Consider the following 25,946-nt stretch of genomic DNA (forward strand, 5'->3'; position numbering starts at 1 on the left):
CTTTTCCCAAGTCACGACGCAGTGAGGTTCAGGTGAGCCCTTCGAACTCGTCCAGCTCCAGCGCCAGGGCCAGGTTCTGGATCGCCTGCACCGCCGCGCCTTTGAGAAGATTGTCGAGCGCGCACACGACCACGCCGCGCCGCCCGTCCTCGCTCAGCGTCCAGCCACCCACGCTCGCCCCGTTCGAATGCGCCCCGTCGCGAATTTCCGGCGGCCTGTCCTCGATGAAGCCGATCAGCGCCTCGTCGGCATAGGCGTCCAGATAGGCTCCCTTGAAGGCCTCCTGCGTCACCGGCTCGCGAAATTCCAGCTGCGCGGTAGCGATCAGCCCCTGGAAGAAGGCGGCCACATGGGGCGAGAAGCGCACATCCTGCCCCAGATGCCGGCTCATCTCGCGCTCATGGATATGACCGGCGAGCGCATAGGGCATCAGATTGTCGGCCAGCGCCTCGGTGTCGTTCTTCCGGCTCGGCGTGGTACCCGCGCCCGAATAGCCCGACACGCCGAAGACATGGGCCGGACCGGACAGGAGGTGGCGCACCGGCGCCACGCACAGCTGACCGGCGGTGGCATAGCAGCCCGGATTGGAAATGCGCGTCGCGCCCCGGTGCCGGTCGCGGCCATGGATTTCCGGCAGGCCGTAAAGCCAGCTTGCGTCGAAGCGGAAATCGGCCGACAGGTCCACGATCACGGTTCCGGGTGCGGCCTGCGCGATCGCGTCGGCATAGGCCGCGGCCTCGCCATTGGGCATGGCCAGGATCACCGCGTCCGCGCCCTTGGCGGCGACGGCCTCGGCATCCAGCGCCTCGAAGCGCAGCTCGCGCGGAGCCTCGGACGCCAGCGCAGTGACGCTCTCTCCGGCCATGGCACGCGAGGAGGCGAAGACCAGCCCCATATCCTCGCGCCGCGACAGCAGGCGGATCAGTTCGCGTCCGGTATGGCCGCGTGCGCCGACCAGGCCGATCCGTTTCATGATGCGCTCCCGGTTTCTTCCAGCGTGGGCGGCAGAGCGGCGATGCGCGCGACCCGCTCGGCAATGCGCGACAGATCGTCCTCGCCGCGCCAGAACACGATCCAGCGGCCCGACTTCACCGCGCCGTGGCACACCGCATAGTAGAATTCGTTGACCGGATTGTCCGCGCGCGAACGCCAGTAGAGGCGCGGCGCATACTCGACCAGCTTGCGCCAGACCGCGCCGCCCAGGCCTTCCCCGCGCGCCTCGTCCAGCACGGCGAACTTGTCCAGATAGACCACGTCGTCCAGCCGGCTCGTGATCGCCGCCGCGCGGTAACTCTCGCTCACGAAGGCATGATCGAAGCCCAGCCGGTCGAAATAGTCCGCCACGGGCGCGCGTCCGAACGCTTCGGTGATGAGGCTGCGGGTCCGCGCCTCGTCCAGCATCTCGCGCCTGGAGATCGACAGGATGTTCTCGCCCCGGCGCACCAGCGTGCCGGCCCCGGCATGGGTGAACAGCTCCTTGGTCAGCGCGTCGGGACGCGTGATCGAGACCGAGCTGGACAGGGGAAGATCGTCCAGCAGGCGCTTGATCTCTTCCATCTTCAGACGCATGCCGCCGGCCACCCATTCGGCCCGCATCAGGTCCTCATAATCGGTGGTCAGGTTGATCGCCGAGATAGGCTGTCCGCTCTCGTCGAGCAGGGCGCCGGTCCCGGTCAGGAAGATCACCTTGTAGGGCTGCAATTCGTGAACCAGCGCGCGCACCGCCGCGTCCGCGTTCACATTGACCAGCCGGCCGTCGGCGGTATCGCCGAGGCATGCCAGGATCGGCGCCTGACCGGCGCGCGCCGCGGCCGCGACCAGATCCATCCGGATATGGGAGGGGCTGCCGACCCGGCCCAGCCCCGCCTCGTCCACGATCTCGGCCTCGAACACGCCGGACGGGATCGACGCGGCGCGTCCGCCCGCATCGCGCACTGCCTGGACCAGGCGCACATTGAGATCGGTCAGCGTCTTGCGCAGCACCGGAATGGCCTCGGGCGGGGTCACGCGCAGCCCGTTCTTGCGTTCGGTCGCGATGCCCGCCGCGCTCAACGCCGTGTCCAGCTGCGGACCCCCGCCATGGACCACGATGGGCGCCAGACCCACCGTCTGCAGGAAGGCGAGCGCATTGGCGAGCGCATCCAGCTCCTCCTCGATCACCGCACCGCCGACCTTGACCACGGCAAAGCGCTCCTGGTCGACCTCGGAGAAGCGATTGAGATATTCGCGGATCTCCTTGCCGTCGCGCATGTGGGAGAGCAGCTGCACGATGGCGGAGCGCACAGGCGCGGTCGCCGGACCGGCTTCCGGCGCGTTCGAATGGGACTTCGTCATCGGTTCAGCGCTCCGCCCCGGCCAGCGATTCCATCAGCGCCTTCTGCACGTGCAGGCGGTTTTCCGCCTCTTGAAGACCCAGAAAGGCATCGGAATCCACGACCGAATCCGCGATCTTCACATTACGCCGCATCGGCAGGCAGTGGCTGACGACCGCGTTATTGGTCATCGCCATCTTCGCGTCGTCGATCATGAAGCCGGCGCCCTTGGCGCGCAGCGGGGCTTCCTCCTCCCACTTTCCGTAGAAGGGCAGCGCGCCCCAGCTCTTGGCGTAGACCGCATCGGCGCCGCTATAGGCCTCCTTGACGTTGGTGGTCAGGGAGAATTGCGTCCCGGCATCGGCGCAGAACCGCTCCGCCGCGCCCATGTAGCGCGGGTCCAGCGCGAAGGCCTCATCCGGCACCAGCATGCGCACATTCATGCCGAACTTGGACGCCATCAGGATCGCCGAATTGGCCACCGCCGTGTTCAGCGGCTTGGGATGAGGCACCCAGGTCAGCAGGAAATCCTTGCCGCGCACATCGCCCATGCGGTCCTGCATCGCCATCATCATCGCCAGTTCCTGGCAGGGATGGACGATGGTCTCCATGTTGATGACCGGTACCGTGGCGTGGCGCGCATAGGCCTGGATCAGCGGATCCTCGCGCTCGGCGGTCCAGTCCTCGAACTTGGGGAATGCCCGGATCGCGATCAGGTCCACGTAGGAGGACAGCACGCGCGCGGCTTCCTTCACATGCTCCTCCGGCCCGTCATCCATGACGGCGCCTTCCTCGAACTCGACCGGCCAGGTCGAGCCGCGCGCATCCAGCACGATGGCGTGACCGCCCAGCTGGTAGGCGCCCAGATCGAAGGAGGTGCGTGTGCGCAGGCTCGGGTTGAAGAAGAGCAGCGCGATCGACTTGCCCTTCAGCGCATCGCCCAGCGGGCTCTCGCGATAGGCGCGCGCCCGGTCGATCAGGCTTTGCAGCTCGTCGCGCGACCAGTCTTCGGTGGAGAGGAAATGACGCATGGCTCTGACCCTGTCGTGGCACAAGGCTAACGCGTTTAAGACGCCCGTCAGATCAATGCAAATCGAAGTGGCGGCCCGGCCTTGTCTGACGCCTACTCCAGCGCCGCCAGCGCGTCCTCTTCCGGCAGAGCGGGATAGATCCCGTTCAGCGCGGCAATTACCGCGTCGTCGCGGCCATAGACGTCGTGAATGAAGCGGACCTCGCCGAAGCGGTCCGCCACCGCCGTGAAGTAGAGGATGTGAACCTCGATCGGCTCATCGAGATAGACCCGGCGCGTATCGTCGGTCGCCAGCACCTCATCGAGCTGGAGGCGCGACCAGCCCGGCTCGTCATCGAGCACCCACCAGGCCAGGTCGACCGGGTGCTGCACGCGCATGCAACCCGAGGAATCGTCGCGCTGGCTGTTGGCGAACAGGGCGCGGTGCGGCGTATCGTGAATGTAGACATTGTGCCGGTTGGGGAACATGAACTTCACCTCCCCCATCGCGTTGTTCGGCCCCGGCCTCTGGATCACGCGATAGCGGCCATGGCTCCAGTCGGCCGAGTACGGATCTACGACGCGGCCGGTATCTAGGCTGACGAGGCGGTAGCCCTGCGACAGGGCATAGGCCGGGTTGGTGCGAAAGGTCCTGACCCAGCGCGCGCCGAGCCCGCCGGGCGTGTACCAGACCGGGTTGAGCTCGATATAGCTCATCGTCTCTGAAAAGACCGGCGTGCGCGAATAAAGCCGGCCGATCATGATGTTGTGGACGCGCTCCATCTCGCCGTCCTGCCAGGCCTCCAGCCGGTAGTCGGCGATATTGACCCGGATATGGCGCGCGCCGAGGTCGGCGGTCAGCCAGCGCCAGCGTTCCAGGTTGGCCCGCAACTGGTCGATACGGCGGTCGCGCCCGGCATTGAGCTCGCGCCGCGTCGTCTCGCCCATCCGCCCGTCACCGGCCAGGTTGTGCCGGGCCTGGAAACGCATCAGCGCAGTCTGGAGACGCTGGTCGAACGGCGTGCCGTCCGGGGCCGGCGCATCCAGCATGGAAAGCTGGGCCAGGCGCGTGCGCAGCGCATCCACGCGCGGCCCGTAATCGCCGAGCCCCAGTGTCGGGCCGCGGGCGATAAGGGTTTCCGGCTCGGTGACCGCCATGCGGTAGACGAGCTCGCTTCGAAGCGCGGCATAGTCTGGATGTTGGGGCGCCAGCGCTTCCAGCGCGCCATAGACGTCGCCGGTCGACAGGGCGCGCGCCATCCAGGCGTCGATATCCTGGTCGCGCACCGGCGCGGTCCAGTCGCCGTCGAGACGGCGCGGGTCCACCCGGCCAAAGGCGAGGTGGCTGGCATAGGTCTGGAAGACACCGGAGGCCAAGGCGTCGCGGCGCGGACCGGGCGGCTCTTCCAGCAACCGGTCCGCATCGCCATAGTCGCGCGGGTCCAGGCCATGGGTCCACGCTTCAGACAGGGCAAAGGACAGACTCTCGACCGCCGCGTCGTCCCACGCCGGCGCCTGCGCGAACGCCGCCGCCTGACTGGCCAGCGCCGCCACGAGAAGGCCCAGCGCCCTCGCCCGCAATTTATCGAAGATGCGATGCATCGGCCCGCCCCGCCCGGCCGCTATTAACGTTCGGGAAACTATAGCGGCCGGGGCGGCGCGGCAATCTCTGGTGGGCCGGCCGGACGGTTTTATTCGGCGTGCGCGGCGACCGCGGAGATATAATCGGCGCGCGCCTTGTTGGCGTCGATGCCGCGCGCGACCTCCTCGTCCTGCTGCTGCAGGAGGTCGGGGTCCAGCTCGGCAAAGTGCAGCACGCCCATATCCTCGTAGGCCTTGCGGATTTTCGGGCCCCACAGGCCGATATCCTTCACGATCGGCACGATGCGCTGGAAGAGCAGCGTGCGGTAGAGCTTCACGATTTCAGACTGCTGGGTGAAGGCCTCGCACTCGGCCACGGGCAGGCCCAGCGTTTCGTAGACCACCCCGCTCTGGGTCATGCGGTCGCGCATGAGGTAGCAGGCCTCGACCAGGAATTCCTCGCGCTCGTCGCGCTCGGCCTGGGTCAGCTGCGGGTAGTAGTCGCGCAGGGAGAGCCGGCCGAATGCCACATGGCGCGCCTCGTCCTCCATGACATAGGCGTTGACCATGCGCGCCAGCGGGTTCTGGGCGATGTCGCGGATCGTCCCGAAGGCGGCCAGCGCCAGCCCCTCGATCACGACCTGCATGGCCAGATAGGTCATGTCCCAGCGGCTGTCGCGCAGGGCGTCGTTGATCAGGTCCTGCAAGGGATCGGTCATCGGATAGGCGACGCCGAACTTCTTCATCAGGTTACGATAGACCTCGACATGGCGGGCCTCGTCCATGACCTGGGTCGCGGCGTAGAATTTGGAATCGAGATCGGGGACCGATTGCACGATCTTGGAGGCGGCCAGCAGCGCGGCCTGCTCGCCTTGCAGGAATTGCGAGATATTCCAGGCCTGCCCGTGCCGGCGCAGCTCGGCCTTCTCCTTGTTGTTCAGCTTGTTCCAGATGTCCGAGCCATAGATGGGGACCGCCTCGTCGGGCATCTCCATCGGGTTCTCCGGATCGAGTTCCTGGTCCCAGTCGATGCGCGCCATGGCGTCCCACTGCATGTCCTTGCCCTTCTGGTACAAGTGCATGAGCGTCGTGCGCCCCTCGTCGAACCGCCAGTCGAAGACCGCGTCGAATTCCTGGGGCACGTGCCAGTGGTCGTCGATGCCGGGCATCGGGTACAGGTCGCGCAGGGCCGTCATGGGTCAAACTCCTCCAGATCACGCCGCCGTTTCCGGTCCGCGCGTCTGGAGCCCTGGAGCACCAGGCGCGGACTCATGAACGACGTTCGAGAAATGATAATGAGGCCCGGACCGCGTCCTGTCCAGAGAGGCCTTATTCCGCCGGGGCGGCCTGTTCCGGTCCCGTTTCAGATTGCTCATCCACATCAACAGGTTGAGCGCTCTGCAGGGCGTGCCATTTTTTCTTGATCGTTTTCGAGCAGTCCCGGCTTCCGTCCGGAGACCAGCCCGGCGGGCCGAGCCAGTAACCGATCACCTCGCGCGGCGATCTGGCCGAGCGGACATCCTTCACAATCCCCCACCACTCGTGCAGGCAGATCACCATCGGATTGTGAGTGCCGAGATTTTTCACGATACCGTACCGGCATGGTTCAGTAGCGGATTCCGGCACGAAGGTACCGAACAACCTGTCCCAAATAATGAAAACGCCCGCGAAGTTACTGTCGAGATAGCACGGGTTAGTGGCGTGATGGACCCGGTGATGTGAGGGAGTATTCATCACCATTTCCACGGGATAAGGCAGGCGTTTGACCACCTCGGTATGGATCCAGAACTGGTAGACCAGGTTGAGCGCGCCCACGAAGGCGACCATGGCCGGCGGGAAGCCGATCAGAACTAACCAGCTGCCGAAAAAGATGAATTTCAGCGTCAGCGGGCTCAGCCAGGGCTGGCGCAGCGCGGTGCTCAGATTGTAGTGCTGGGAGGAATGGTGAACGACGTGGTCGGCCCACCACCAGCGCACCGTATGGGCCATGCGATGGGCCCAGTAATACACGAAATCGTCCAGCACGAAGGCCAGCGCAAACGCCCACCAGACATAGCCGATTTCCAGCAGGGCAAAGCGTTCCAGGTAGGTGAACCAGGCCACGGCCACGAAACCGAGCGCGAGTCCCGACACAGTATTCCCCAGCCCCATCGTCAGGCTGGCGGCCGTATCGCTGGGCTCGAACTGGGCCCTCCCGGTCACCCGGGCGTAGATCATTTCGGCGACGATCAGTGCGATGAAGGCCGGAATCGCCAGCAGGATCGGATCAGGCAGGTTGGGCATCGCGGCCTCCTTCGGCGCGCAGGAATCCATTCAGGCGCTCGGCCCAGAGTTCGGCTTCAGCCTCATCGGCCATCACCGCTTCCATTCGAGAAAACGTGTAATCGCAAAGCTTTAGCGTCAAGGTTCGACCCTCGCGATCTACGCTGGCGACATCTCCATCGGACAGGACACGCGTCACGAAACGAGCTCCCCGCGTCCAGACCAGCCCCAGGCGATCGCCGCCCTGCTCCATCACGAATGCGCCGGTGCCCTGGTCAAACAGCGCGGTCTCGCCGGCACGAAATCCGACGATGTCATTGGAAAGACAGGTCGCAGCCCCGGCCGGGCTCTCCAGGCGCGCCGGCTGCCATCCGCCGAGCCAGCGGTTCAGCAGCACAAGACCGGTGATCGAGACCGCCGAGGCGATCAACACCAGGATGAGGATGAGAGGGTCGTTCATGGCTCGTCTTCACAGGTCTGCGGCATGCAGGGCCGACAATCACGAACAGTGTTCACCATTCCGCGCCATCGCGCAAATGCCTGCTGCAAACAAGAAAGGCGCCGGGAAAACCCGACGCCTTTCCAGTCGTTTGCGAGCTTGCTCGCGGTCGCCCTAGAAGGACGCCCGAAGCGTCACGCCATAGGTGCGCGGATCGCCCGGATAGATGTTGAACGAGGAGCCGAGATAGCCGACGGACGGGAAGCCGCCCTTCTTGTATTCTTCCTCGCCCAGATTGCGGCCCCAGACCTGCACCTGCCAGGCTCCGTCCGCGGCACCCAGGCCGACGGAGGCGTTAAACAGGGTGTAGGCGTCCTGATTGGCCACCGGCCGCGGATCCAGCCCGGTCACAAGCGAATACTCGGAACGGTGATAGGCCTCACCGCGCAGGAACATCTCGAGATTGTTGCCGATGGGCTGCGTGTAAGTACCTGTCAGCGTTGAGACAAGCTCAGAATTTCCGCGGTCCCGGCCCGACAGATCGTTGAACCGTGCCGTGACGCCGGCATCGTTGGTGCGCGGTGTGGCGCAGGCAGCGAACAACGGATCGGTGGGATCGTAGACCGGGCCGAAGAGCGGCGAGCTGTCCGGGCAAGGGGCGAATTCGTACTCGCCATAAATGCTTTCGAACAGATACGTACCGCCGAACGTGAAGAAGAGCCGGTCGGTCGCCGCCCACTGAATATCGTACTCGATCCCGCTCACCTCGATGGAGCCGGCATTGTCGAGCGCAAAGCCCTGACCGACGAAGTTCTCGGACTGGAAGTCCTCGATTTCCTGGTTGAAATAGGTGAGCGCGTAGACCATCGCGCCGTCGAGCAGGCTGCCCTTGGCACCGATCTCCCAGGATGACGCATTCTCTTCCTGGAACTCGAAGATACCGGTCTCCACCGCTTCGTAGGACAGGTTGAACCCGCCTGGTTTGAAGCCGGTGGAATAGCTCGCATAGACGTTCAGCGTGTCGGAGACGTCATAGCTGGCGATCAGCGAGTAGGACAGATTGTCATCGGTCCGGCTGGTCGGATATTGCGACGGGTTCGCCGGAGAGAAGTTCTGGAAGGCGGTGAAGCCGTTCAGGAAGTTCGCCTCGGAGTTGGCGATCAGCGAGGCTGCGGTCGGATTGACCAGCAGAAGCGGGTTGTTGGGCGCAATGCCCACTGCGTTGGCAATCTGGGCAAGCGCAGCCTGGGCTGCCGGATCGCCGCCGGCGGCCTGACCGGCGAGGATGGCAGTCACTGCGTACGGGCAGCTGGCGACATTACCGGGCACGCTGCACGCCGGGAAACGCAGGTTCGACCCGAGTTCGGCGAAGCTGATCGCGGACAGCGGATCGTCGATATTGATCGACGTCGTCATGTCCTTTTCTTCTTCGGTATAGCGCGCGCCGACCGTGAAGGTGAACCGGTCGGTCAGATTGAAATCGACCTGACCGAAGGCCGACCAGGACAGGGTGTTGTACTCGTAATCCTCAAGCACGACGCCATGGTTCTCGGCGATATAGCCTTCAGCCGGCAGGGCCGGTACGCCCGGAACGCCGAGCATGTTGTTGGCGCCCACGAGGAATTCGAGAAGCGAGACGCCACCGGTGCCCGGCGGGAGCGTGCCCGGCGCGGCGCCGTTGATCGCTGCCACGATCGGGGCAACCTGGCCGGCGGAGGCAATATCGAAGAACGCTTTGGAATCCGAACCCAGATCCACATTCTGCTGGAAGTTCAGATCGTTGTCGTAGAAGAACGCGCCAGTCATCCAGTCGACGAAGTTGTCGCCGGTCGAGGTGAGGCGGAATTCCTGAGTGAAGCTGGTGTAATCGGTATCGATGTCGCGGTTGCCGATCAGGTCGATGTCGGAGAAGTCCGCGTCGATGCGCTGAGCCTCGTCATACGTCCGGTAGGCGGTGATCGAGGTGAAGGTGAAGCTGTCGAACTCGTGATCGACCTGCAGCGACACACCCGACGTATCCAGCTGGGTGTTCACCAGCCCGTTGACAGCAATGCGTTCGTCGAAGGGATCGGCCGGCAGGGCCGTTCCGCCCAACGCCAGAATCGCACCCTGGTCGATCGGATCGTAGTAACCGAACGGCGCGGCGCAGCAATTCTCGTCGATGGTGCCGTAATCGCCGATGAGGCGCACCTCGGTGCGGTCGGTCGGCAACCACATCAGCTGGGCGCGGAAATTCTGGCGGTCGCGATTGTTGACCTGGTCGATCTGGCCGACCGGCGAGACGTTTTCCAGATAGCCGTCATTGGTGTGGGTCGTCGCATCGAGGCGGAACGCCAAGGTCTCGGTATCGGTGAGCGGGCCGGTAATCGTGCCCTTGGCGACAAACTGCCCGTAATTGCCGACCGTCAGTTCGGCATCGCCGCCAAACTCGAATTCCGGCTCCTTGGTGATGAAGCTGACCACACCGGCCGGCGTATTGCGGCCGAACAGGGTCGATTGCGGACCGCGAATCACCTCAACGCGCTCAATCGAAAGAAGATCGTTGATCGCGGCACCCGCACGCGGGCGGTAGACGCCGTCGATGAAGACGCCGACGGAAGGCTCGAGGCCCGGGTTGAACGAGCTGGTGCCCACCCCGCGAAGGGTGAACTGGGTGTTCGTCGAGGCGGCGAACTCCGAGACCGTCAGCGTGGGTGCCAGAATCTGCAAATCCGCCGCGTCGCGGACCTGCGATTGCTGGATCGCGATGTCGCTGACCACCGAGACGGAGACCGGGGTCTCCTGCAGGGTTTGTTCGCGTTTCTGGGCAGTAACGGTAATGACGTCGACCTGAGCGACGGCGGTCGCCGAAGTCAGACTCACGGCAAGCGCGCTCGCACCAAGCAGAGCGGCCTTTGAAAAACGGGTCATCGGGTCTCCTCCCCCTATGTATTGAGGATGGCTCTTATGGTCCGGCCATCTCTTCAAAGCCGACTGTAGGCAGTATTCTGCAGGTTTGTCATCTGAGGTTCGCAATCGGCCCCGGGCTAAGTGACAAAGAAGCAACACCGCCCGATTGGCGCACAAACCCTCAATGGACACTATTGGATGCCGGCCGCAAGAACCGGCTGGTCATTCATTTAAGAACGGTGTTCACTAAACGGCAGGCTAGGCGAGTCCGTCCCCGTGCCCCCGGGCCAGAGAGACGGTACCGACTTTTACAGGGGAGGACGTCCATGGGACGTATCATAGGGGCCTTGGCGGCTCTCGTTCTGATCATCGCCCTTATTGCGGCCGGTTGGTATTATCGCCCCTGGTCGCCCTACTCGCCGGCGCGAATCACCGCGCTGGATGATCCCGAAGAGTTCGCGCAGACCTTTCAGCGCATGGATGAAATTCTTCCATCGCGCCGGATCGAAGCGGTCGATCCTCAACCGCTTCCCGAAGAGCTCGCGCCTTTGGACGCCACCTATTCCTTCAACGGCGAAACACGCACGATCGACGACTTCATGAGCTCGGCGCGAACGCTCGGCATTGTCGCTCTTCGCGACGGCGTCGTCGTCGGCGAACGCTATGGCCAGGGCGCCGATGCCCAAACCCGCTTCACCTCATGGTCGGTGGCCAAGAGCTTCGTCGCCACCTTGATCGCAATGGCGATGGAAGAGGGATTGATCGACAGCCTTGACGACAACGCGGCGAAATATGCGCCTGTCTTTGAAGGCACCGCCTATGGCGAGACCAGCCTGCGCCATTTGCTGATGATGTCGGGAGGTGTCGAATTCGTCGAAGAATATTCGGAGGATAGCGAGAGCGACATTCGACCCTTCTTTTTCAACGCGTTCATTCTAGGCCGCGATGTCGACGTCATGGCAGGAGAAATCGTACGCGACCGCCCGGCGGGTCGAGATTTGCACTATGTCAGCCCGAATACGCACGTTCTCTCTGCCGTCGTGCGCAACGTGTTCGACGATACGCTCGCCGGCATCGTCGAGGACAGAGTCTGGACGCCGCTCGGTATGACGTCTGATGCGACGTGGCTCACCAATGTTGACAATGAGCGGGCCATCGAAGTCGGCTATTGCTGCCTGCAAGCGACGACACGCGACTTTGCCCGCTTCGGACAATTCTATCTTCAGGACGGGGTTTGGAATAATGAGCGTCTGGTCCCAGAAGGCTGGGTCGAGCGCGCGACGCGGCCCAACGCTCCGTTCCAGGAGCCGGGTCCGGAAGCGCGATATGCGCCGCGAGGCTATGGCCTTCATTTCTGGATCCCGCCCGATGCAGAGCGCGAATTCTTCATGGCTGGCGTCTATGGCCAGTACGTCTGGGTTGATCGCGACCGCGGGGTCGTGGTCGCGATGAATGCTGGCGATCCCGATTGGGGCGAACGCGAAGAAGAGGCGTTCGCACTGATGAGGGCGATTGTTCAGTCAGTCGCTCCGCCGGACGAGTCAGAGGGCGAGCCGGACGCAGAGCCCATCGGGGCAGCCGACGGCGATCAGGCCGGGCCGGAGCCAGAGTCCTCGATCGATTCGAACCCGGCAGCCTCCGAGCCTAGAGAGCCGCCGCAATGAGCGAAGCGTTCGACTACGTTATCGTAGGAGCGGGCTCCGCAGGATCGGTTCTGGCGGGGCGGTTGAGCGAGAGGCCGGATATCAAGGTCTGCGTCCTGGAAGCCGGCGGAAAGGACAACAAGGCGGCAATCCGTACGCCGATGTTGCTCCAGTTCGCATTGAGCAACCCCTCAATCAACTGGGACTACTGGACGGAACCCCAGCGCGGGTTGCGAGATCGGAAACTCTACTGGCCACGAGGCAAGACGCTGGGCGGCTCGTCCTCAATCAACGCCATGCACTACATGCGCGGTGCCTGGGAGAATTACGACGAGTGGGAAAGCGTCTATGGAGCAGCCGGATGGAACCGGGATAGCGCGCTTGAAGCCTTCACACGCGTGGAGCACAACGAAAACCACGGACAGCCCTGGCACGGCAAGGCAGGCCCTTTGAACGTCAAGACCATCGCCCCGGTCAATCCGCTGACCGAACGATATTTCGACGCCTGCCGACAGCGCCAGATCCCCTCCAATGAAGATCATAACGGGACTCGCCAAGAGGGCTTCGGCACCTACCAGGTGACACAGAAGGACGGCAAACGCTGCTCGGCAGCCGACGCATTCCTCCGGCCAGCACTTGGCCGCGAGAATCTGACAGTCCTGACTGAGGTGATGGCCCGCCGGATCGTGCTGGAAGGTGGCCGAGCAACCGGGGTCGAGATCGACCACAAGGGGGAGCGGAAGCAGATCACCGCCCGCCGCGAGGTCATCGTCTGTGGAGGGGCGGTCAACTCACCTCACCTGCTCATGCTGTCCGGCATCGGACCGGCCGATCATCTGCGCGAACATGGCATCTCCATCGAACACGACCTGCCTGGCGTCGGTGCCAACCTGCAAGACCATCTCGACGTGATGGCGCGAGCGCGCACCCGTTCGACAACCTCCATGGGCTATTCCTGGAAGAAGCTGCCGGAGAATGCGTTCGACATCGCGCAGTGGGCTCTGACCGGAAAGGGCCGCTTCACCGTCAATCCGGTCCAGGGATCGGGCTTCATCCGATCCAGCCAGGCCGGGGATTTGCCAGACATCCAACTGGTCTTCATTCCTGCGCTGACGAGCCCGCACGGGCGCGAGGGCACAATGGGAGGTCATGGCATGAGCGTTCATGCCTGCAATCTTTATCCTGAAAGCCGGGGCCGGTTGCGCTTGGCGAGCGCCGACCCCTCCGATCATATCCTGATCGATCCCTGTTATCTGGAAGATGGCGGTCGTGACATGGAAGTGATGATCGACTGCCTGAAGATTGCGCGCGACCTCCTGATGAGCGACGTTTTCGACGATGAGCGGCTTGAGCTTGAGCTACCGAGTTCCGCGACAGGCAGCCGCAGTGAGCTCGCTGACGAGGTGCCTGACCTGGCCGAAACGCTCTACCATCCAACCTCCACCTGCGCGATGGGAACTGGCGAGCTTGCAGTCACCGATCCGCAGTGCCGCGTACACGGCGTCCCGGGGCTCCGAGTGGTTGATGCATCCGTCATGCCCCGCCTGGTTGGCGGCAACACCAACGCCCCCACGATCATGATCGCGACACGGGCCGCCGACATGATCCAGTCTGCGACCTCCTGAAAGGAGACCTGCCATGAGCGAGATCGAGACCCGCCAGATCGAACGCATGAAGTCTGTCCTGAAAGAGCAGCGTGCCGCCTTCGATGCCGAGCGCCATCGCACCCTCGAAGAACGCCGGGCCGATCTGAAAAAGCTCGAAGAGATGGTGAAACGTCGTGAACGCGATTTCATCGAGGCGATCAGCGCCGACTATGGCCGGCGCTCAGCGGCTGAAACGGCAATCGCTGAAGTCGGCTTCATGATTGCCGATGCCAAGCATGCGCGAAAGAATCTGCCTCGCTGGATGAGCGTTCGCAAGAAGGCGGTACCGATGACGTTGCAACCGGGAAATGCCTATGTCCGGCGTGAACCCAAGGGCGTGGTGGGCATCGTCTCACCCTGGAATTACCCGATGCAGCTGGCGCTCGCGCCCCTCACCGCAGCGCTCGCTGCCGGGTGCCGGGCGATGATCAAGCCCAGCGAATACACCCCGCGCACGGCCGAGCTGATCAGGCAGGCTCTTGGCGAACTGTTCAGCGAAAGTCATGTCGCCGTGATTACCGGGGGGCCGGTCGTGAGCGAGGCTTTCTGCTCCTTGCCCTTTGATCATCTTTTCTACACGGGATCGACGTCGGTCGGCCGCCTCGTCGCCAAAGCGGCGGCGGAAAACCTGACGCCGGTCACCCTTGAGCTCGGTGGCAAATCGCCTGCGGTCATTGCCCCGGACTTCGATGTAAACGAAGCAGCCAAGACAATTGCCTGGGGCAAGTTCTTCAATGCAGGCCAGACCTGTGTGGCTCCCGACTATGTGATGCTCCCCAAGGGACGCGAAGAGGCGTTTGCCCACGCCGTGCTGTCTGAAGTTCGCGAACGCTGGCCCGACGCCGGCGATAACGCCGACTACACGTCCATTATCTCCGAACGCCACCATCAACGTCTCGGCAGTCTGGTCGAAGAGGCCCGCGAAGCGGGTGCGACCGTACTTCAGGCGGAGTTCGATACGGCTCCGCCTCAGGGTTTGCATGTTTTTCCGCCAACGCTGGTGCTCAATCCACCTGAACATATCCGTCTTATGCAGGAAGAGATTTTCGGCCCTGTCTTGCCCATTCTGGGTCATGACGGCATGTCAGATGCAGCGAGATTCATCAATTCCGGTGACCGGCCTCTGGCACTTTACGTCTATGCAAAGGCTAAGGATACGGCCCGGCGTTTCCTTTCGAGAACTCTGTCCGGAGGCGCTTCGGTCAATATTCCGATGCTTCATCTTTCCGTACCCGACCTGCCCTTCGGCGGGGTGGGCGCTTCAGGCCAGGGTGCTTACCACGGAGAGGAAGGCTTTCTGACGTTCACGCACCAGCGCGCCGTGTTCGAGGCACCGGTCTGGCATCCCAGCCGTCTCATCCGGCCGCCCTACGGCAAGATGTTTGAATTCTTCAAGAAACTGCAGTCAGGCTAGGCCACATCGAGAAAGTCCTGCCCGGCAAGGGCACCAAGGACCGGCCGGGAAAAATAGTAACCCTGAAACAGGGTGACTCCGAGCGCTGCCAGCGCTCGGTAGTCTGTTTCGGTTTCCACCCCTTCAGCGATGACCTTGATGTCGAATTTGCCGCAGAGGTCGAGCAGGTTGCCGACCACCGCCTTCTGGATCGCGCTGCCGCCGACCCCGTCAATCAACGAACGATCCAGTTTGATGACGTCGGGCATCACCCGTGCGAACAGGTTGAGGCCGGAATACCCCGCGCCAAAATCGTCAATTGCCGTGACGAAGCCCATAGATTTGTAGGTTCTCACGATCGAAACGAAATGATCGAAATTATTGATCGCTTCATGCTCGGTCATCTCGAACATGATCTGGCTGACCGGAAAATTGCAGGCCTCGGCAGCAGCGATCGTGGTTCGCAGACAAGTATGCGGATCGTAGACCGAATTGGGCATCGTATTGATTGAAAGAAGCTCGGTGCGCGCCTGCATCAGCCGCGAAGCCGCTTTCACCGCACCGATCCTGCAGGAGCGGTCAAAGGCGTACAGGTTGTCCTGATCGACCTGCGCAAGAATGCTCCCGGCACTCTCACCGTTTTCTCCACGCACCAATGCTTCCTGCGCGAAGACGCTGCGGGTGCTGACATCCACGATTGGCTGGAATGCGAATTTCAACTTAACGGGAAAAGGCTGCGCACACGCACATTTCTTGAGTTCGGGAGTTTGCATCGTCAAATCTCGCAGTTTCGAAATTCCTATATAGTTTTAATAAGTAAACCTCCGTTGAACGGACTTCACCCAACACGACATCGTCCCCGGTCCAGCGGCAGGGGCGGGTAGCGTCCTTTCACCGACTGCTGATACCCTGCCTATGGTCTTAGCTCGGGGGAGGCTGCATCGTGATCAAATGGATCTTTCGTGTCGTTCTTGGCGCGCTCGTTCTGGTGCTTCTGGCGGCTGCAACAGGAACAGGCTGGGTCGCGTGGCGCTTCCAGTCCAGCCGGCCCCAGCAGACCGGAGAGGTAGAGCTGGAGGCTTTCAACGGCCGGGCCTGGGTTGTCCGCGACGAGAACGCGACCGCACACATCTTCGGGGACAGCGACGAGGATGTGTATTTCGCGCTCGGATATACCCATGCCAGCGAACGTTTCTTCCAGATGGATCTGGCCCGCAGATTTGTGCAAGGCAGATTGTCCGAATTGTTCGGTGAACGCGCCCTGCGCGCCGACGCGCAGGCGCGCATCAAGGGCTTTCCGCAGGCCAGCCAAGCAATCCTTGCCAATCTGTCGAACGAGTCCCGTAGCGCGGTGGATGCTTATGTTGCCGGCGTGAATGCGCGGCTCGAATCCGGCACGCCTGCGCCCGAGTACACGATCCTTCGCGCGGCGCCCCAGCCCTGGCAGGCGGCAGACACGGCGGCGCTGACGCTCTATCTGGCAGATTCACTGGCAGCAGGCACGACCGAGGACGTCGAACGCGCCTCGCTTCGCGAGCTTCTTACGCCAGAGCAATTTTCCCAGTTTCGCAGCCAGTATCCAGCCTGGGGACCCACAACGCTCAAGGACGAGGACGTAAGCGCGGCTTTCGGCGATATCCAGCAAGTGCCACTTCCAGCCATCATCCACGAGGCACCTTTCGGTGATGCCTTGAGCCAACCCGACAACCTTCCCGGCTCCAATGCCTGGGTGGTCGATGGCTCGCGCACTGTCTCCGGATCGCCCCTCTTGGCCAATGACCCGCATCTTTCCCTAGGTGCACCCTCAATCTGGTACATGGTCCGGCTTGAGCTGGAAGACACGCCGGTCGTGGGGGCTTCCACACCGGGGACACCCTTCGTCATTCTCGGCCGTAACGCCTATGGAGCCTGGGGCTTCACCAATACCGGCTTTGACGTGATCGACTATGTCGAGCGCGACCCGGCCAGTGTGACCCTCACCGAGCGGACCGAAACGATCCGGGTGAAAGGCGGCGATGACGTCGAGCTGGTCGTGCGCGAGAGCGATCTCGGCCCGGTGCTGGATCCGGCCTATTTCAGTCTGGACGGTTTCGATACCGCGAACCGCGTCGTGATCCTGCGCTCCACAGTTACCGACCCGGGTAATGATGTCGCCGACGCGACGCATCGCATCATGCACTCGACCGGCTGGGACAGCTTCGTGGAAGCCACACGCGGATGGACCGCGCCGATGCAGAACATGCACTATGCCGGGGTTGACGGAACGATCGGATATTCGACCGCAGGCCTGCTGCCGATCCGCAACGAGACCGGCGACTGGACCGGGTTTGTGCCCTTCGACGAACTGCCCCGGATCGCGAACCCGCAGGGCGGCTCGATCGCCTCGGGCAACAATCTCGTCGCCGGCGATGCCTACCCTTATCCGCTACCGGGCAGTTACGGTGTCTATCGCGCGCCGCGCATCGAAGCGCTGCTCGATGAAACACCGTCCCATAGCCTTGCCAGTTTCAACGCCATGCAGATGGATGTGACCTCCGAGTTCGCGCGGCGCATTCATGCAGATCTGATTTCGGCCACTCCCGAGACCGATCTGGGGCTCGAAGCGCTGTCCATCATGGAAAGATGGACGGGCGACCTGTCGGTGGACGGACCCGAGGGGCTTATCTTTTCGGCCTGGGTCAAGGCGCTCAGCCACGCAATCTACGCGGACGAGCTGGGCGGAGAGTTCGAGCGTTTCTTCTTCCCGCGGCGCCTCTTCCTGGAAAACGTCCTGACCGGCGACGCCTCAAGCTGGTGCGACAACGTCGAGACCGAGAGCCGCGAAAGCTGTGCCGTGACGGCCGGGCTCGCGCTGGACACCGCGATGAACGAACTCGCTGTTCTGTATGGTCCGGACCCGTCGCTCTGGAACTGGGGCGAGCTTCACCAGGCCAGTTTTGATCACCCTCTGACCGGCGTCCCGCTCGTGGGCGACTGGTTCACAGTGCGGACCCCGGTTGGTGGAGACGGATCGACGCTGAACGTCGCGCACTTCAGCTATCGCAGCGACGATTACTCGGTTTATCACGGGCCCTCCCTGCGCGCGGTGTATGACCTTTCCGATCTGGACGCCTCCCGGTTCATCCACGCACCGGGCCAGTCCGGCCATCCGTGGTCGCGTCACTACAGCGATCTGGCCGAGCGCTGGGCGGCCGGCGACAGTTATGAAATCCGTACCGACTGGACGCCGGACACGGCGCCGGACGGAAGCCGCACCCTCATCCTTGAAGGAAGCCGCAACCGATGACAGACCTCGCCAGCGGACTGACCGGCCAGACCATCTTTGTGACCGGCTCCTCGCGCGGGACCGGTGTCGCCATTGCGCGTACGCTCGCCAGCCATGGCGCGCGGGTCGTGCTTCACTTCAGTGCCTCGCCGGACAAGGCCCGGACCCTGGCCTCGGAGTTGGGCGAAGCCTGCGCCGGAATGGTGCAGGCCGATTTCGCAACGCCCGGCGCCGCGCCGCAGGCCTGGCGTGAAGCGACCCGGATCGCGGGCGGGCGCCTGAACGGCCTGGTGGTCAATCACGGCATTTTCGACGCTTCCCCGGCATTGGAGGATTACGACACCTGGCGGACCAGCTGGGCGCGCGTCCTGGAAGTCGATCTGCAAAGCGCCGTCGACCTGATGCGCGAAGCGGCGAACGCGTTTGTCGACACCGGAACGCCCGGTGCACTTGTGGCGGTAGCCAGCCGGGCGGCGCATCGCGGTGACGATGCCGAGCATCCCGCCTACGCGGCCGCCAAGGCCGGCCTGATCGCGACCGTAAAGACGTTTGCGCGCGCCTGGTCGGGCCGGGGGCTGCTGGCCTATGCGATTTCGCCCGGCTGGATCGACACCGAGATGGCCCCTCAGGGCAAGGACGCCAGGGCCAGGGCGCTGGCCGAAGTGCCGCTGGGAGCAATGGCCGCGCCAGAGGAAATCGGGCGCCTGACCGCCTTTCTGCTATCGGGCGCCTGCCCCTCCGCGACGGGCGCGACATTCGACGTGAATGGTGCCAGCTACGTGCGGTGAGACTCGGGTCTGAAATCCGGGCCACCTCCTACTACTACCACGACTATCACGAGCACCCAGGACGCACAGAGCCAGCCTGGCCTCCCTCCACGAGGAGACACGACCCGCGGACTTTAGAACCTGGCCATACGGGCGGGGAAAGCCGAATAAAGAAATTCACCCTTTGCGGTTGCTTTCGGAGCTGACGTCCACACCTGAGGACTTCGAACTTCCGCTCCCGCAAAGGACCCCACCCATGAAAATCCTCCTCGTTCTCACCTCGCACGACACGTTGGGCGATACCGGAGAGAAGACCGGATTCTGGCTCGAAGAACTCGCCGCGCCGTATTACCGGCTGAAAGAGGCCGGCGCCGAACTGACCCTGGCGTCGCCGGCAGGCGGACAGCCGCCACTCGATCCCAAGAGCGATGACGAAAGCGCGCAGACCGACGACACGCGCCGCTTCAAGGGCGATGCGGCAGCCCAGGGCGCGCTGGCCAACACGAAGAAGCTGTCCGAGGTTTCGACCGACGATTACGACGCAATCTTCTATCCCGGCGGACACGGCCCGCTCTGGGATCTGGCCGAAGACGACCATTCGGCAAACCTGATCTCGAGTGCGCTCAATGCCGGCAAACCGGTCGCCCTCGTCTGCCACGCACCCGGCGTCCTCAAGAATGTCAAAGGCAAACACGGCGAACCGCTGGTCAAGGGCCGCACCGTCACCGGCTTTACCAACACCGAAGAGGAAGCGGTCGGCCTCACCGACGTCGTGCCATTCCTTGTCGAGGACATGCTCAAGGACAAAGGCGGAAACTACACGAAGGCCGGCGACTGGGCCTCTCATGTCGTGGCCGACGGCCTTCTGATCACGGGCCAGAACCCCGCCTCGTCCTCCGACGCGGCCCTGACTTTGCTGGGCAAGCTGAAGACGGTCTAGGAGGCGCGGAGCGCGCCAAGGCTGTCTTTGTGACCCGCAAGAAGCCGCCGCCCTAGCTGGGTGGCGGCTTCTTGTACGCCAGCACCGTTTCCTCTTTGCTGATGCAAGTCAGGACCCAGGAAGAGGATCAATATTATCCGAGCTCTTTCTGCTTGAATGAGTATGAAATCACCGCAAATTTCAGCGATTACATTGGAAAATGAAGCGCCCCTGGGACTTTTACGTCCCCCCTATATCGGGTACTCGGAGTATGCGGGAACGTGTACTGGAACAATTGTCCTTATTCGAAGGCCTTCCATGTCCTTGGGGCTAGGACATCTAAGTCCTGGGGCCCTAGACCTCAATGCCCCCCCTTACAGACTTTCCTTCGTCGAAAACTGGGCCTATTTCTTGGTGGACAAGCCAGTGAAAGGAAGCCCCGATGGCCCCGAAATCAAAAAATACAAAGCAGGCTTCGGCCGAGAAATTTGGCTCGAATGTGATCGATCGAGGTTTTGCAATTGTACCCTCCGTGCTGCTTCGCTGCCAGGAAAGGCTCAAAATAAATGGGCAACAACTCGCGCTGCTAATCCATTTGATTGATGCATGGTGGACGCCAGATGCCAAACCCTGGCCGTCAAAAGCAAGCCTAGCGCAGAAAATGCAATTGTCGCCAAAACAAATTCAACGGCACATGCGATTGTTGGAAGAGGCTGGCTATGTACAGCGTAAGAAGCGCTTCAGAGGGCAAGGAAATCAGGTCTCAAATGAATATGATCTGACGGGTCTTGTGAAGCGACTGAGCGAGCTCGCGGATGACCTCGCGGCAGCAGATCAGGCGGCAGAGGAAGCGAAATCTGGTGCGCGTCGGCCTGGCTTGAAAAAGCGAGACAACAGAAAAGCGAAGGAGCCGGCATGATAATCTTTAACCCCCTCGTTCTTTTCGGCTTCGCGTCCATAATTGCGGCGACCGCTTCGGTGATATGGTCAATCAGGCGTGATCCCGGCAATCGAGAGTGAAAGTCCCCCTACTCCGCGGCCATCGCCGCCTCTCGTCCCGCGCGCACCAGGCGGCCTGGGCGCGCGTCGGTGACCTCATCGTCGCGCACCACGATTTCGCCGTTCACGATGGTTGCGATATAGCCCCGGGCCCCCTGAAGGAGGCGTTGTCCGCCGGCGGGGAGATCCTGCACCAAATGGGGCGGTTCCAGCTTCAGGCCGTCATAGTCGATGACGTTAAGGTCGGCCTTTAGACCAGGCTTGATGCGGCCGCGATCGGATAGCCCGAGATAGTCGGCGAGATCGGCGGTGAGCATCTGGATCGCGCGCGGCAGGGCAATCTGCTCACCACGCGTGCGGTCGCGCGTCCAGTAGGCGAGCAAATAGCTCGGAAAGCTGCCATCGCACACCGTGCCCACGTGCGCCCCGCCGTCGGACAGGCCGAGAATGGCGTTCGGGTGCTTCATCATGGTCAGCACGTTGTCGTAGCTGAGTTCGGTATAGTTATAGATGGGCAGGTAGATCATTTCCCGCCCGTCGCGGGCGATCACCGTATCGAAGAGCTGTTCCCAGACCGACACGCCGCGCGCCCTGGCCTTGGCGGCAATGCTCTCTTCGGGCGGCTGCTCGTAATCGGGGTCTTCGGACAGGGTGAAGAGCTTTTCCGCCACGAATTCCATGTTCTCGACGAGCAGGTCGGCGATGGGCGGGACGCTGGAGCCGGGACCGGCGAGCTTGTCCGATTTCTGCGACAGGATTTTGTTGCGGAAGGCCGGCGTCTTCATCACCGCGACTCGTTCGTCCAGGGGCAGGTGCGCGATCTCCTTGTAGGCCGGGAAGCCCATGAAGGGGTGGAAGGTGCATTGCAGGCCCAGGAAGACGCCGATGGCGCGCGGGGCGACCTGGACACGAGCATCGAAGCCCTGCGCGTTCAGGTCCTCGATCCCGGCGAGGATCTTCTTCCACTGGTCGGGCGCGAAATCGCGCTGCATCAGCGACATCGAGAAGGGACGGCCGCCTCCCGCCTTCACATAGGATTCGATGACCTCCCACTCGCCCGGGAAGCGGTCGCCTTCGCGCTCGAGATCGAAGTCGGAGACCGCCTGAAGAACGCCGTGGCCCATACCCTGGAAGGCGGACGCGATGCCGGCGAGCTCCTTTGCGGTGGCCTCGCTGGCCGGGGTCCACTCCCCGTCCGCCGTGCGGTGCAGGTCCGAACGACCGGTGGAAAAGCCGATGGCTCCCGCCTCCAGTCCCTCTCGTACCAGATCGCGCATTCTGGCGATCTCCGCGTCGCTGGCCTGCGCGTCGAAGCTGGCGCGTTCGTCCATGACGTAGACGCGAAGCGGGTCGTGCGGGATGAGGGCCGCAATATCCATGGTACGCGGCGTCTTCTCCAGCGCGTCGAGGTAATCTGGAAAGCTTTCCCAGTCCCAGGTCAGGCCTTCGGTGAGTGCCGTGCCGGGAATATCCTCGACACCTTCCATGAGACGAACCAGACGCTCGTGATCGCTCTCGCGCACGGGAGCGAAGCCGACCCCACAATTGCCCATTACGGCCGTAGTGACACCGTGCCGGATGGAGGGCTCCAGCCGGTCGTCCCAGCTTGCCTGACCGTCATAATGCGTGTGCACGTCCAGAAAGCCGGGCGTGACGATCTTGCCCGACGCGTCAAGGGTTTCGCGCGCCTCTCCCGGCGCCTCCCCCACAGCGACGATCCGCCCGCCCTGGACCGCGACATCGCCAGTGAAGGGTTCCGCGCCGGAGCCGTCATAGATCGTGCCGCCGGTAATCTTCAGATCATACATGCCTGTCTCCTCCCATTCTCTTTGGTCTTGCCGGCATTGTGCTGCCGGTCTGATAGGCGGGGCCCGGCCTACTCGGCCGCCTTGAGCGCTGCCCGGGCCTTGCGCCCGTCCCAGGCGCGGAACGCTCCGGCCAGGGTGAGCCCGCTGACCAGGTGCCAGATCGACCACGTCCCGGTCATCGCAACCGCGCCGCCGGCACCGCCGAACACCGCGATGACGATCATCAGGCCCAGGCCCGCATTCTGGATACCGACCTCGAACGTCATGGCGCGGCGGCTGCTGTCATCGAAGCCGAGCGCGCGTCCCACCCCGTAGCCGAGCAGAAAGGCGAGCGCATTGTGCCCGACGGCAATGGCGAGCACGACCAGGCCGGTGGCCATGAAGATTTGCGGGTTGCGCGCGACGCCCGAGGCCACCAGCACGATGATGATGGCCAGGGCCGCAACCATGAAGACCGGCCGGATGCGCGCCGCCCAGACCGGGTGATAATGGGCGAATGTCATTCCGGCCGCGATCGGCAGCGCCAGCAAGGCACCCATCCCCAGGATGAACGGTCCGGCCTCGATCTCCACCGCATTCACGATCCCGGCGGCAGGCGCGTACAGATTTGACCAGAACAGGATGGAAATCGGCGTCACCAGAGCCGCGGCCAGGCTGGATGTGGCCGTGAGCGAAACCGAAAGCGCCGTATTCCCGCGCGCCAGATGTGTCAGGAAATTGGACGTGCTGCCCCCCGGACAGCAGGCCACGACGATCATGCCGAAGGCGATCGATGGCAGCGGGTTCAGGATATGGACCAGTATCAGGGTCATCAGCGGCAGGCCGATGATCTGGGTGGCCGCCGCCCCTGCGAACCGGGCCGGGTACCGCCTGAGAAAGGCGAAATCCTCGACCTTCAGCGCCAAGGCAACCGCCAGCATCATGGTGACGAGCCCGATGGGCATGAAGATGTCGAAACGCGGATCGAGGGAGATCTGCCAGCTGTCGAGGGTGGTCATATCCATGGGCAGATGCGGCCTTCGCGATGTGTGAAAGAGGGTCATTGTGAACAGGCGCGAGGGCGCGTGTCGACCCCCATCACGCGGTGACGCGAGCGCGAGCCTTGCGTTGACGCGCCCGACCTGCACAGTAGCGCGCATACACGATCCTTGAGGGAGACATATTTCATGCAACGCTTGCTCTATCTTACAGGCACTGCGCTTGCCGGTCTGGCTTTGACCGCATGCGGTGAACCTGTACCGGACGAAACCGACACCGGCACCACCGATGCCGCGACCGGCGAATCGCAGACCGCGACCGGCGCGATGGCGAACGGCAGCGATGGCGGCGAATGGCCGGTCCATGAAGAGACCGCACCCGCCATCACCGAGGCCGATTTCGCCTACCGCATCTCCACGCTGGCCGATGACCGGTTTGGCGGCCGGGGCCCAGGATCGGAACGCGGAGAGCCCGCGGCCGACTGGATCGCCGAAGAAATGGACATGATGGGCCTTGAGCCGGCCGGCGAAGACGGCACCTGGTTCCAGGATGTGCCCCTGCTTCAAATCACGCTCGACGAGGAGGCCTCCAGCTTCGACGTCAGCGTCGGCGGAGAGCCGATGGGGCTCGAGCTCGGTGCGGACGCGGTCTACTGGTCGCAAAACCCCGAAGAGACAGTCTCGCTGACCGAGTCCGACGTGGTCTTCGTCGGCTACGGCATCGTGGCGCCGGAGTATGACTGGAACGACTATGAGGGCGTAGATGTCGAGGGCAAGACCGTCGTCATCCTGGTCAACGATCCCGGCTTTGCCGACCCCGATAGCGGCCTGTTCAACGGCGAGTCCATGACCTATTACGGGCGCTGGACCTACAAATACGAAGAGGCGGCCCGCCAGGGCGCGGAGGGCGCGATCATCGTCCACCAGACCGAGCCGGCCTCCTATCCCTGGGAAGTGGTCTTCTCCAGCTGGACCGGCGCGCAATCGGGTCTGGTGCCGCCGGAAGATTACGACTTCGTCGACGTTCAGGGCTGGGTCCAGCTCGACGTCGCAGAGCGGCTGTTCGAAAGCGCCGGCCTGAACTTCAATGAGCTCTACGAGGCGGCCGCCAATGCCGACTTCGAAGCGGTGCCGCTGGAGAACACCACGCTGAGCGCGGAGCTTCACCAGACGTTCGAAGAGACGGTGTCGCGCAACGTCGCCGGCCGCCTTCCGGGCACCGAGCGCCCCGAAGAGCACGTGCTGTTCATGGCGCACTGGGACCATATCGGCGAGCGGCTGAACTTCTCCGGCGAGGACCAGATCTATAACGGGGCGGTCGACAACGCGTCGGGCACTTCAGCCATGCTGGAAATCGCGCAGCGCTATGCGACGGCCGAAGAGCAGCCCGATCGCAGCGTGATCTTCGTGGCGGTGACCGCCGAGGAGCAAGGCCTGCTGGGCTCGGCCTACTACGCTGACAACCCGCTGGTTCCGCTGGATCAGACCGTGGGCGGCTTCAACTTCGACGGCATGCTGCCTGTGGGACCGACCGAAGACGTCGTGGTCATCGGCTATGGCGCGTCCGAGCTTGAGGACATCCTGGAACAGGAAGCCTCCGCGGACGGGCGGTATCTGAGCCCGGACCCGAACCCGGAAGCGGGTTATTTCTACCGTTCCGACCACGTCTCGCTCGCCCGCAAGGGCGTGCCGATGCTGTACGCGGACGGCGGCTCGGTCTCGGCCGAACACGGCGCCGACCATGTCGCCCAGATCGAGGCGGCGTATCGTGCGGACGCTTACCACAAGCCGGCCGACGAGTATGACGAAAGCTGGGACCTGTCCGGTTTCGTCGAAGACGCAACCTTGATGTATCGTGTCTCGCGTGAGCTGGCTGACAGCGATCGCTGGCCGAACTGGTATGAAGGCAACGAGTTCCGCAGCCTTCGCGACGAGATGATGGCCGAGAGCGAAGGCTAGCCCCTTCTCTCACCCGTCTGGACATGAGAAGGCCGCACCGGATCTCCGGCGCGGCCTTTTCTCTGCCGGGGTCGCTTG

19 protein-coding genes are annotated in these 25,946 nt (G+C 63.2%); 8 read left to right on the plus strand and 11 right to left on the minus strand.

Going from position 1 to position 25,946, the window contains the following annotated elements:
* Window positions 1–28: 28 nt before the first annotated feature.
* The 8 genes from argC to E5162_RS07475 form a co-directional block, all read right to left on the minus strand.
* Window positions 29–973 (minus strand): N-acetyl-gamma-glutamyl-phosphate reductase, encoded by a 945-nt coding sequence (gene argC / locus E5162_RS07440; RefSeq protein ID WP_135944474.1) that lies wholly within the window; start codon window positions 971–973, stop codon window positions 29–31.
* On the minus strand, window positions 970–2,334 hold the full coding sequence (locus E5162_RS07445; RefSeq protein ID WP_135944476.1) for an acetylglutamate kinase: 1,365 nt from the start codon (window positions 2,332–2,334) through the stop codon (window positions 970–972). The genes argC and E5162_RS07445 overlap by 4 nt, the downstream gene beginning before the upstream one ends.
* 4 nt (window positions 2,335–2,338) lie before the next feature.
* Window positions 2,339–3,343 (minus strand): N-acetylornithine carbamoyltransferase, encoded by a 1,005-nt coding sequence (locus E5162_RS07450; protein ID WP_135944478.1) that lies wholly within the window; start codon window positions 3,341–3,343, stop codon window positions 2,339–2,341.
* Window positions 3,344–3,435: 92 nt separating this feature from the next.
* On the minus strand, window positions 3,436–4,923 hold the full coding sequence (locus E5162_RS07455; RefSeq protein ID WP_135944480.1) for a L,D-transpeptidase family protein: 1,488 nt from the start codon (window positions 4,921–4,923) through the stop codon (window positions 3,436–3,438).
* Between the two features lie 89 nt (window positions 4,924–5,012).
* Complete coding sequence (locus E5162_RS07460; RefSeq protein ID WP_135944481.1) at window positions 5,013–6,098, minus strand: ferritin-like domain-containing protein; 1,086 nt, start codon at window positions 6,096–6,098, stop codon at window positions 5,013–5,015.
* A gap of 133 nt (window positions 6,099–6,231) precedes the next feature.
* Window positions 6,232–7,185, minus strand: coding sequence for a sterol desaturase family protein (locus E5162_RS07465; protein ID WP_135944483.1), 954 nt, complete (start codon window positions 7,183–7,185; stop codon window positions 6,232–6,234).
* Window positions 7,169–7,624 (minus strand): hypothetical protein, encoded by a 456-nt coding sequence (locus E5162_RS07470; RefSeq protein WP_135944485.1) that lies wholly within the window; start codon window positions 7,622–7,624, stop codon window positions 7,169–7,171. Before E5162_RS07470 ends, E5162_RS07465 begins: the two co-directional genes overlap by 17 nt.
* Before the next feature lie 153 nt (window positions 7,625–7,777).
* Window positions 7,778–10,513: a TonB-dependent receptor gene (locus tag E5162_RS07475; RefSeq protein ID WP_135944487.1), complete on the minus strand. Its 2,736-nt coding sequence runs from the start codon at window positions 10,511–10,513 to the stop codon at window positions 7,778–7,780.
* A gap of 305 nt (window positions 10,514–10,818) precedes the next feature.
* On the opposite strand from E5162_RS07475, the gene E5162_RS07480 reads away from it, so the two are divergent.
* The 3 genes from E5162_RS07480 to E5162_RS07490 are packed head-to-tail and all read left to right on the plus strand — an operon-like array spanning window position 10,819 to window position 15,195.
* Window positions 10,819–12,156, plus strand: coding sequence for a serine hydrolase domain-containing protein (locus tag E5162_RS07480; protein WP_135944489.1), 1,338 nt, complete (start codon window positions 10,819–10,821; stop codon window positions 12,154–12,156).
* Window positions 12,153–13,760 carry a GMC family oxidoreductase gene (locus E5162_RS07485; protein ID WP_135944491.1) on the plus strand — a complete coding sequence of 536 codons (1,608 nt, stop codon included), beginning with the start codon at window positions 12,153–12,155 and terminating at the stop codon, window positions 13,758–13,760. Before E5162_RS07480 ends, E5162_RS07485 begins: the two co-directional genes overlap by 4 nt.
* Window positions 13,761–13,773: 13 nt before the next feature.
* On the plus strand, window positions 13,774–15,195 hold the full coding sequence (locus E5162_RS07490; protein ID WP_135944493.1) for a coniferyl aldehyde dehydrogenase: 1,422 nt from the start codon (window positions 13,774–13,776) through the stop codon (window positions 15,193–15,195).
* Here E5162_RS07490 and E5162_RS07495 read toward each other — a convergent pair.
* Entirely contained in the window at window positions 15,192–15,947 is a 756-nt protein-coding gene (locus E5162_RS07495; RefSeq protein WP_174234996.1) for an EAL domain-containing protein, read from the minus strand. The two genes, E5162_RS07490 and E5162_RS07495, sit on opposite strands and share 4 nt — an antisense overlap.
* A 170-nt stretch (window positions 15,948–16,117) precedes the next feature.
* Between E5162_RS07495 and E5162_RS07500 the strand changes: the two genes are divergently transcribed.
* The 4 genes from E5162_RS07500 (at window position 16,118) to E5162_RS07515 (ending at window position 21,044) form a co-directional block, all read left to right on the plus strand.
* Window positions 16,118–18,460 (plus strand): penicillin acylase family protein, encoded by a 2,343-nt coding sequence (locus E5162_RS07500; RefSeq protein WP_158291230.1) that lies wholly within the window; start codon window positions 16,118–16,120, stop codon window positions 18,458–18,460.
* Window positions 18,457–19,227: an SDR family NAD(P)-dependent oxidoreductase gene (locus tag E5162_RS07505; RefSeq protein WP_135944497.1), complete on the plus strand. Its 771-nt coding sequence runs from the start codon at window positions 18,457–18,459 to the stop codon at window positions 19,225–19,227. The genes E5162_RS07500 and E5162_RS07505 overlap by 4 nt, the downstream gene beginning before the upstream one ends.
* A gap of 235 nt (window positions 19,228–19,462) precedes the next feature.
* Entirely contained in the window at window positions 19,463–20,146 is a 684-nt protein-coding gene (locus tag E5162_RS07510; RefSeq protein WP_135944498.1) for a type 1 glutamine amidotransferase domain-containing protein, read from the plus strand.
* 421 nt (window positions 20,147–20,567) lie between these two features.
* A complete protein-coding gene (locus E5162_RS07515; RefSeq protein ID WP_135944500.1) occupies window positions 20,568–21,044 on the plus strand; it encodes a helix-turn-helix domain-containing protein in 477 nt (158 codons plus the stop codon).
* 109 nt (window positions 21,045–21,153) lie between these two features.
* Here the strand turns inward: E5162_RS07515 and E5162_RS07520 are convergent, their stop codons facing one another.
* Together E5162_RS07520 and E5162_RS07525 are read right to left on the minus strand one after the other, a co-directional pair.
* Window positions 21,154–22,932 carry an N-acyl-D-amino-acid deacylase family protein gene (locus E5162_RS07520; RefSeq protein ID WP_135944502.1) on the minus strand — a complete coding sequence of 593 codons (1,779 nt, stop codon included), beginning with the start codon at window positions 22,930–22,932 and terminating at the stop codon, window positions 21,154–21,156.
* A 68-nt stretch (window positions 22,933–23,000) separates the two neighbouring features.
* Entirely contained in the window at window positions 23,001–23,936 is a 936-nt protein-coding gene (locus E5162_RS07525; protein ID WP_135944504.1) for a bile acid:sodium symporter family protein, read from the minus strand.
* 162 nt (window positions 23,937–24,098) lie between these two features.
* On the opposite strand from E5162_RS07525, the gene E5162_RS07530 reads away from it, so the two are divergent.
* Complete coding sequence (locus tag E5162_RS07530; protein ID WP_135944506.1) at window positions 24,099–25,868, plus strand: M28 family metallopeptidase; 1,770 nt, start codon at window positions 24,099–24,101, stop codon at window positions 25,866–25,868.
* Window positions 25,869–25,946: the final 78 nt, after the last annotated feature.

Source organism: Marinicauda pacifica, assembly GCF_004793635.1.
GTDB lineage: Bacteria > Pseudomonadota > Alphaproteobacteria > Caulobacterales > Maricaulaceae > Marinicauda > Marinicauda pacifica.

Coding starts and splice junctions, on each gene's coding strand:
- argC (WP_135944474.1), bottom strand. CDS start 973: ATGAAACGGATCGGCCTGGTCGGCGCACGCGGCCATACCGGACGCGAA.
- E5162_RS07445 (WP_135944476.1), bottom strand. CDS start 2,334: ATGACGAAGTCCCATTCGAACGCGCCGGAAGCCGGTCCGGCGACCGCG.
- E5162_RS07450 (WP_135944478.1), bottom strand. CDS start 3,343: ATGCGTCATTTCCTCTCCACCGAAGACTGGTCGCGCGACGAGCTGCAA.
- E5162_RS07455 (WP_135944480.1), bottom strand. CDS start 4,923: ATGCATCGCATCTTCGATAAATTGCGGGCGAGGGCGCTGGGCCTTCTC.
- E5162_RS07460 (WP_135944481.1), bottom strand. CDS start 6,098: ATGACGGCCCTGCGCGACCTGTACCCGATGCCCGGCATCGACGACCAC.
- E5162_RS07465 (WP_135944483.1), bottom strand. CDS start 7,185: ATGCCCAACCTGCCTGATCCGATCCTGCTGGCGATTCCGGCCTTCATC.
- E5162_RS07470 (WP_135944485.1), bottom strand. CDS start 7,624: ATGAACGACCCTCTCATCCTCATCCTGGTGTTGATCGCCTCGGCGGTC.
- E5162_RS07475 (WP_135944487.1), bottom strand. CDS start 10,513: ATGACCCGTTTTTCAAAGGCCGCTCTGCTTGGTGCGAGCGCGCTTGCC.
- E5162_RS07480 (WP_135944489.1), top strand. CDS start 10,819: ATGGGACGTATCATAGGGGCCTTGGCGGCTCTCGTTCTGATCATCGCC.
- E5162_RS07485 (WP_135944491.1), top strand. CDS start 12,153: ATGAGCGAAGCGTTCGACTACGTTATCGTAGGAGCGGGCTCCGCAGGA.
- E5162_RS07490 (WP_135944493.1), top strand. CDS start 13,774: ATGAGCGAGATCGAGACCCGCCAGATCGAACGCATGAAGTCTGTCCTG.
- E5162_RS07495 (WP_174234996.1), bottom strand. CDS start 15,947: ATGCAAACTCCCGAACTCAAGAAATGTGCGTGTGCGCAGCCTTTTCCC.
- E5162_RS07505 (WP_135944497.1), top strand. CDS start 18,457: ATGACAGACCTCGCCAGCGGACTGACCGGCCAGACCATCTTTGTGACC.
- E5162_RS07510 (WP_135944498.1), top strand. CDS start 19,463: ATGAAAATCCTCCTCGTTCTCACCTCGCACGACACGTTGGGCGATACC.
- E5162_RS07515 (WP_135944500.1), top strand. CDS start 20,568: ATGGCCCCGAAATCAAAAAATACAAAGCAGGCTTCGGCCGAGAAATTT.
- E5162_RS07520 (WP_135944502.1), bottom strand. CDS start 22,932: ATGTATGATCTGAAGATTACCGGCGGCACGATCTATGACGGCTCCGGC.
- E5162_RS07525 (WP_135944504.1), bottom strand. CDS start 23,936: ATGGATATGACCACCCTCGACAGCTGGCAGATCTCCCTCGATCCGCGT.
- E5162_RS07530 (WP_135944506.1), top strand. CDS start 24,099: ATGCAACGCTTGCTCTATCTTACAGGCACTGCGCTTGCCGGTCTGGCT.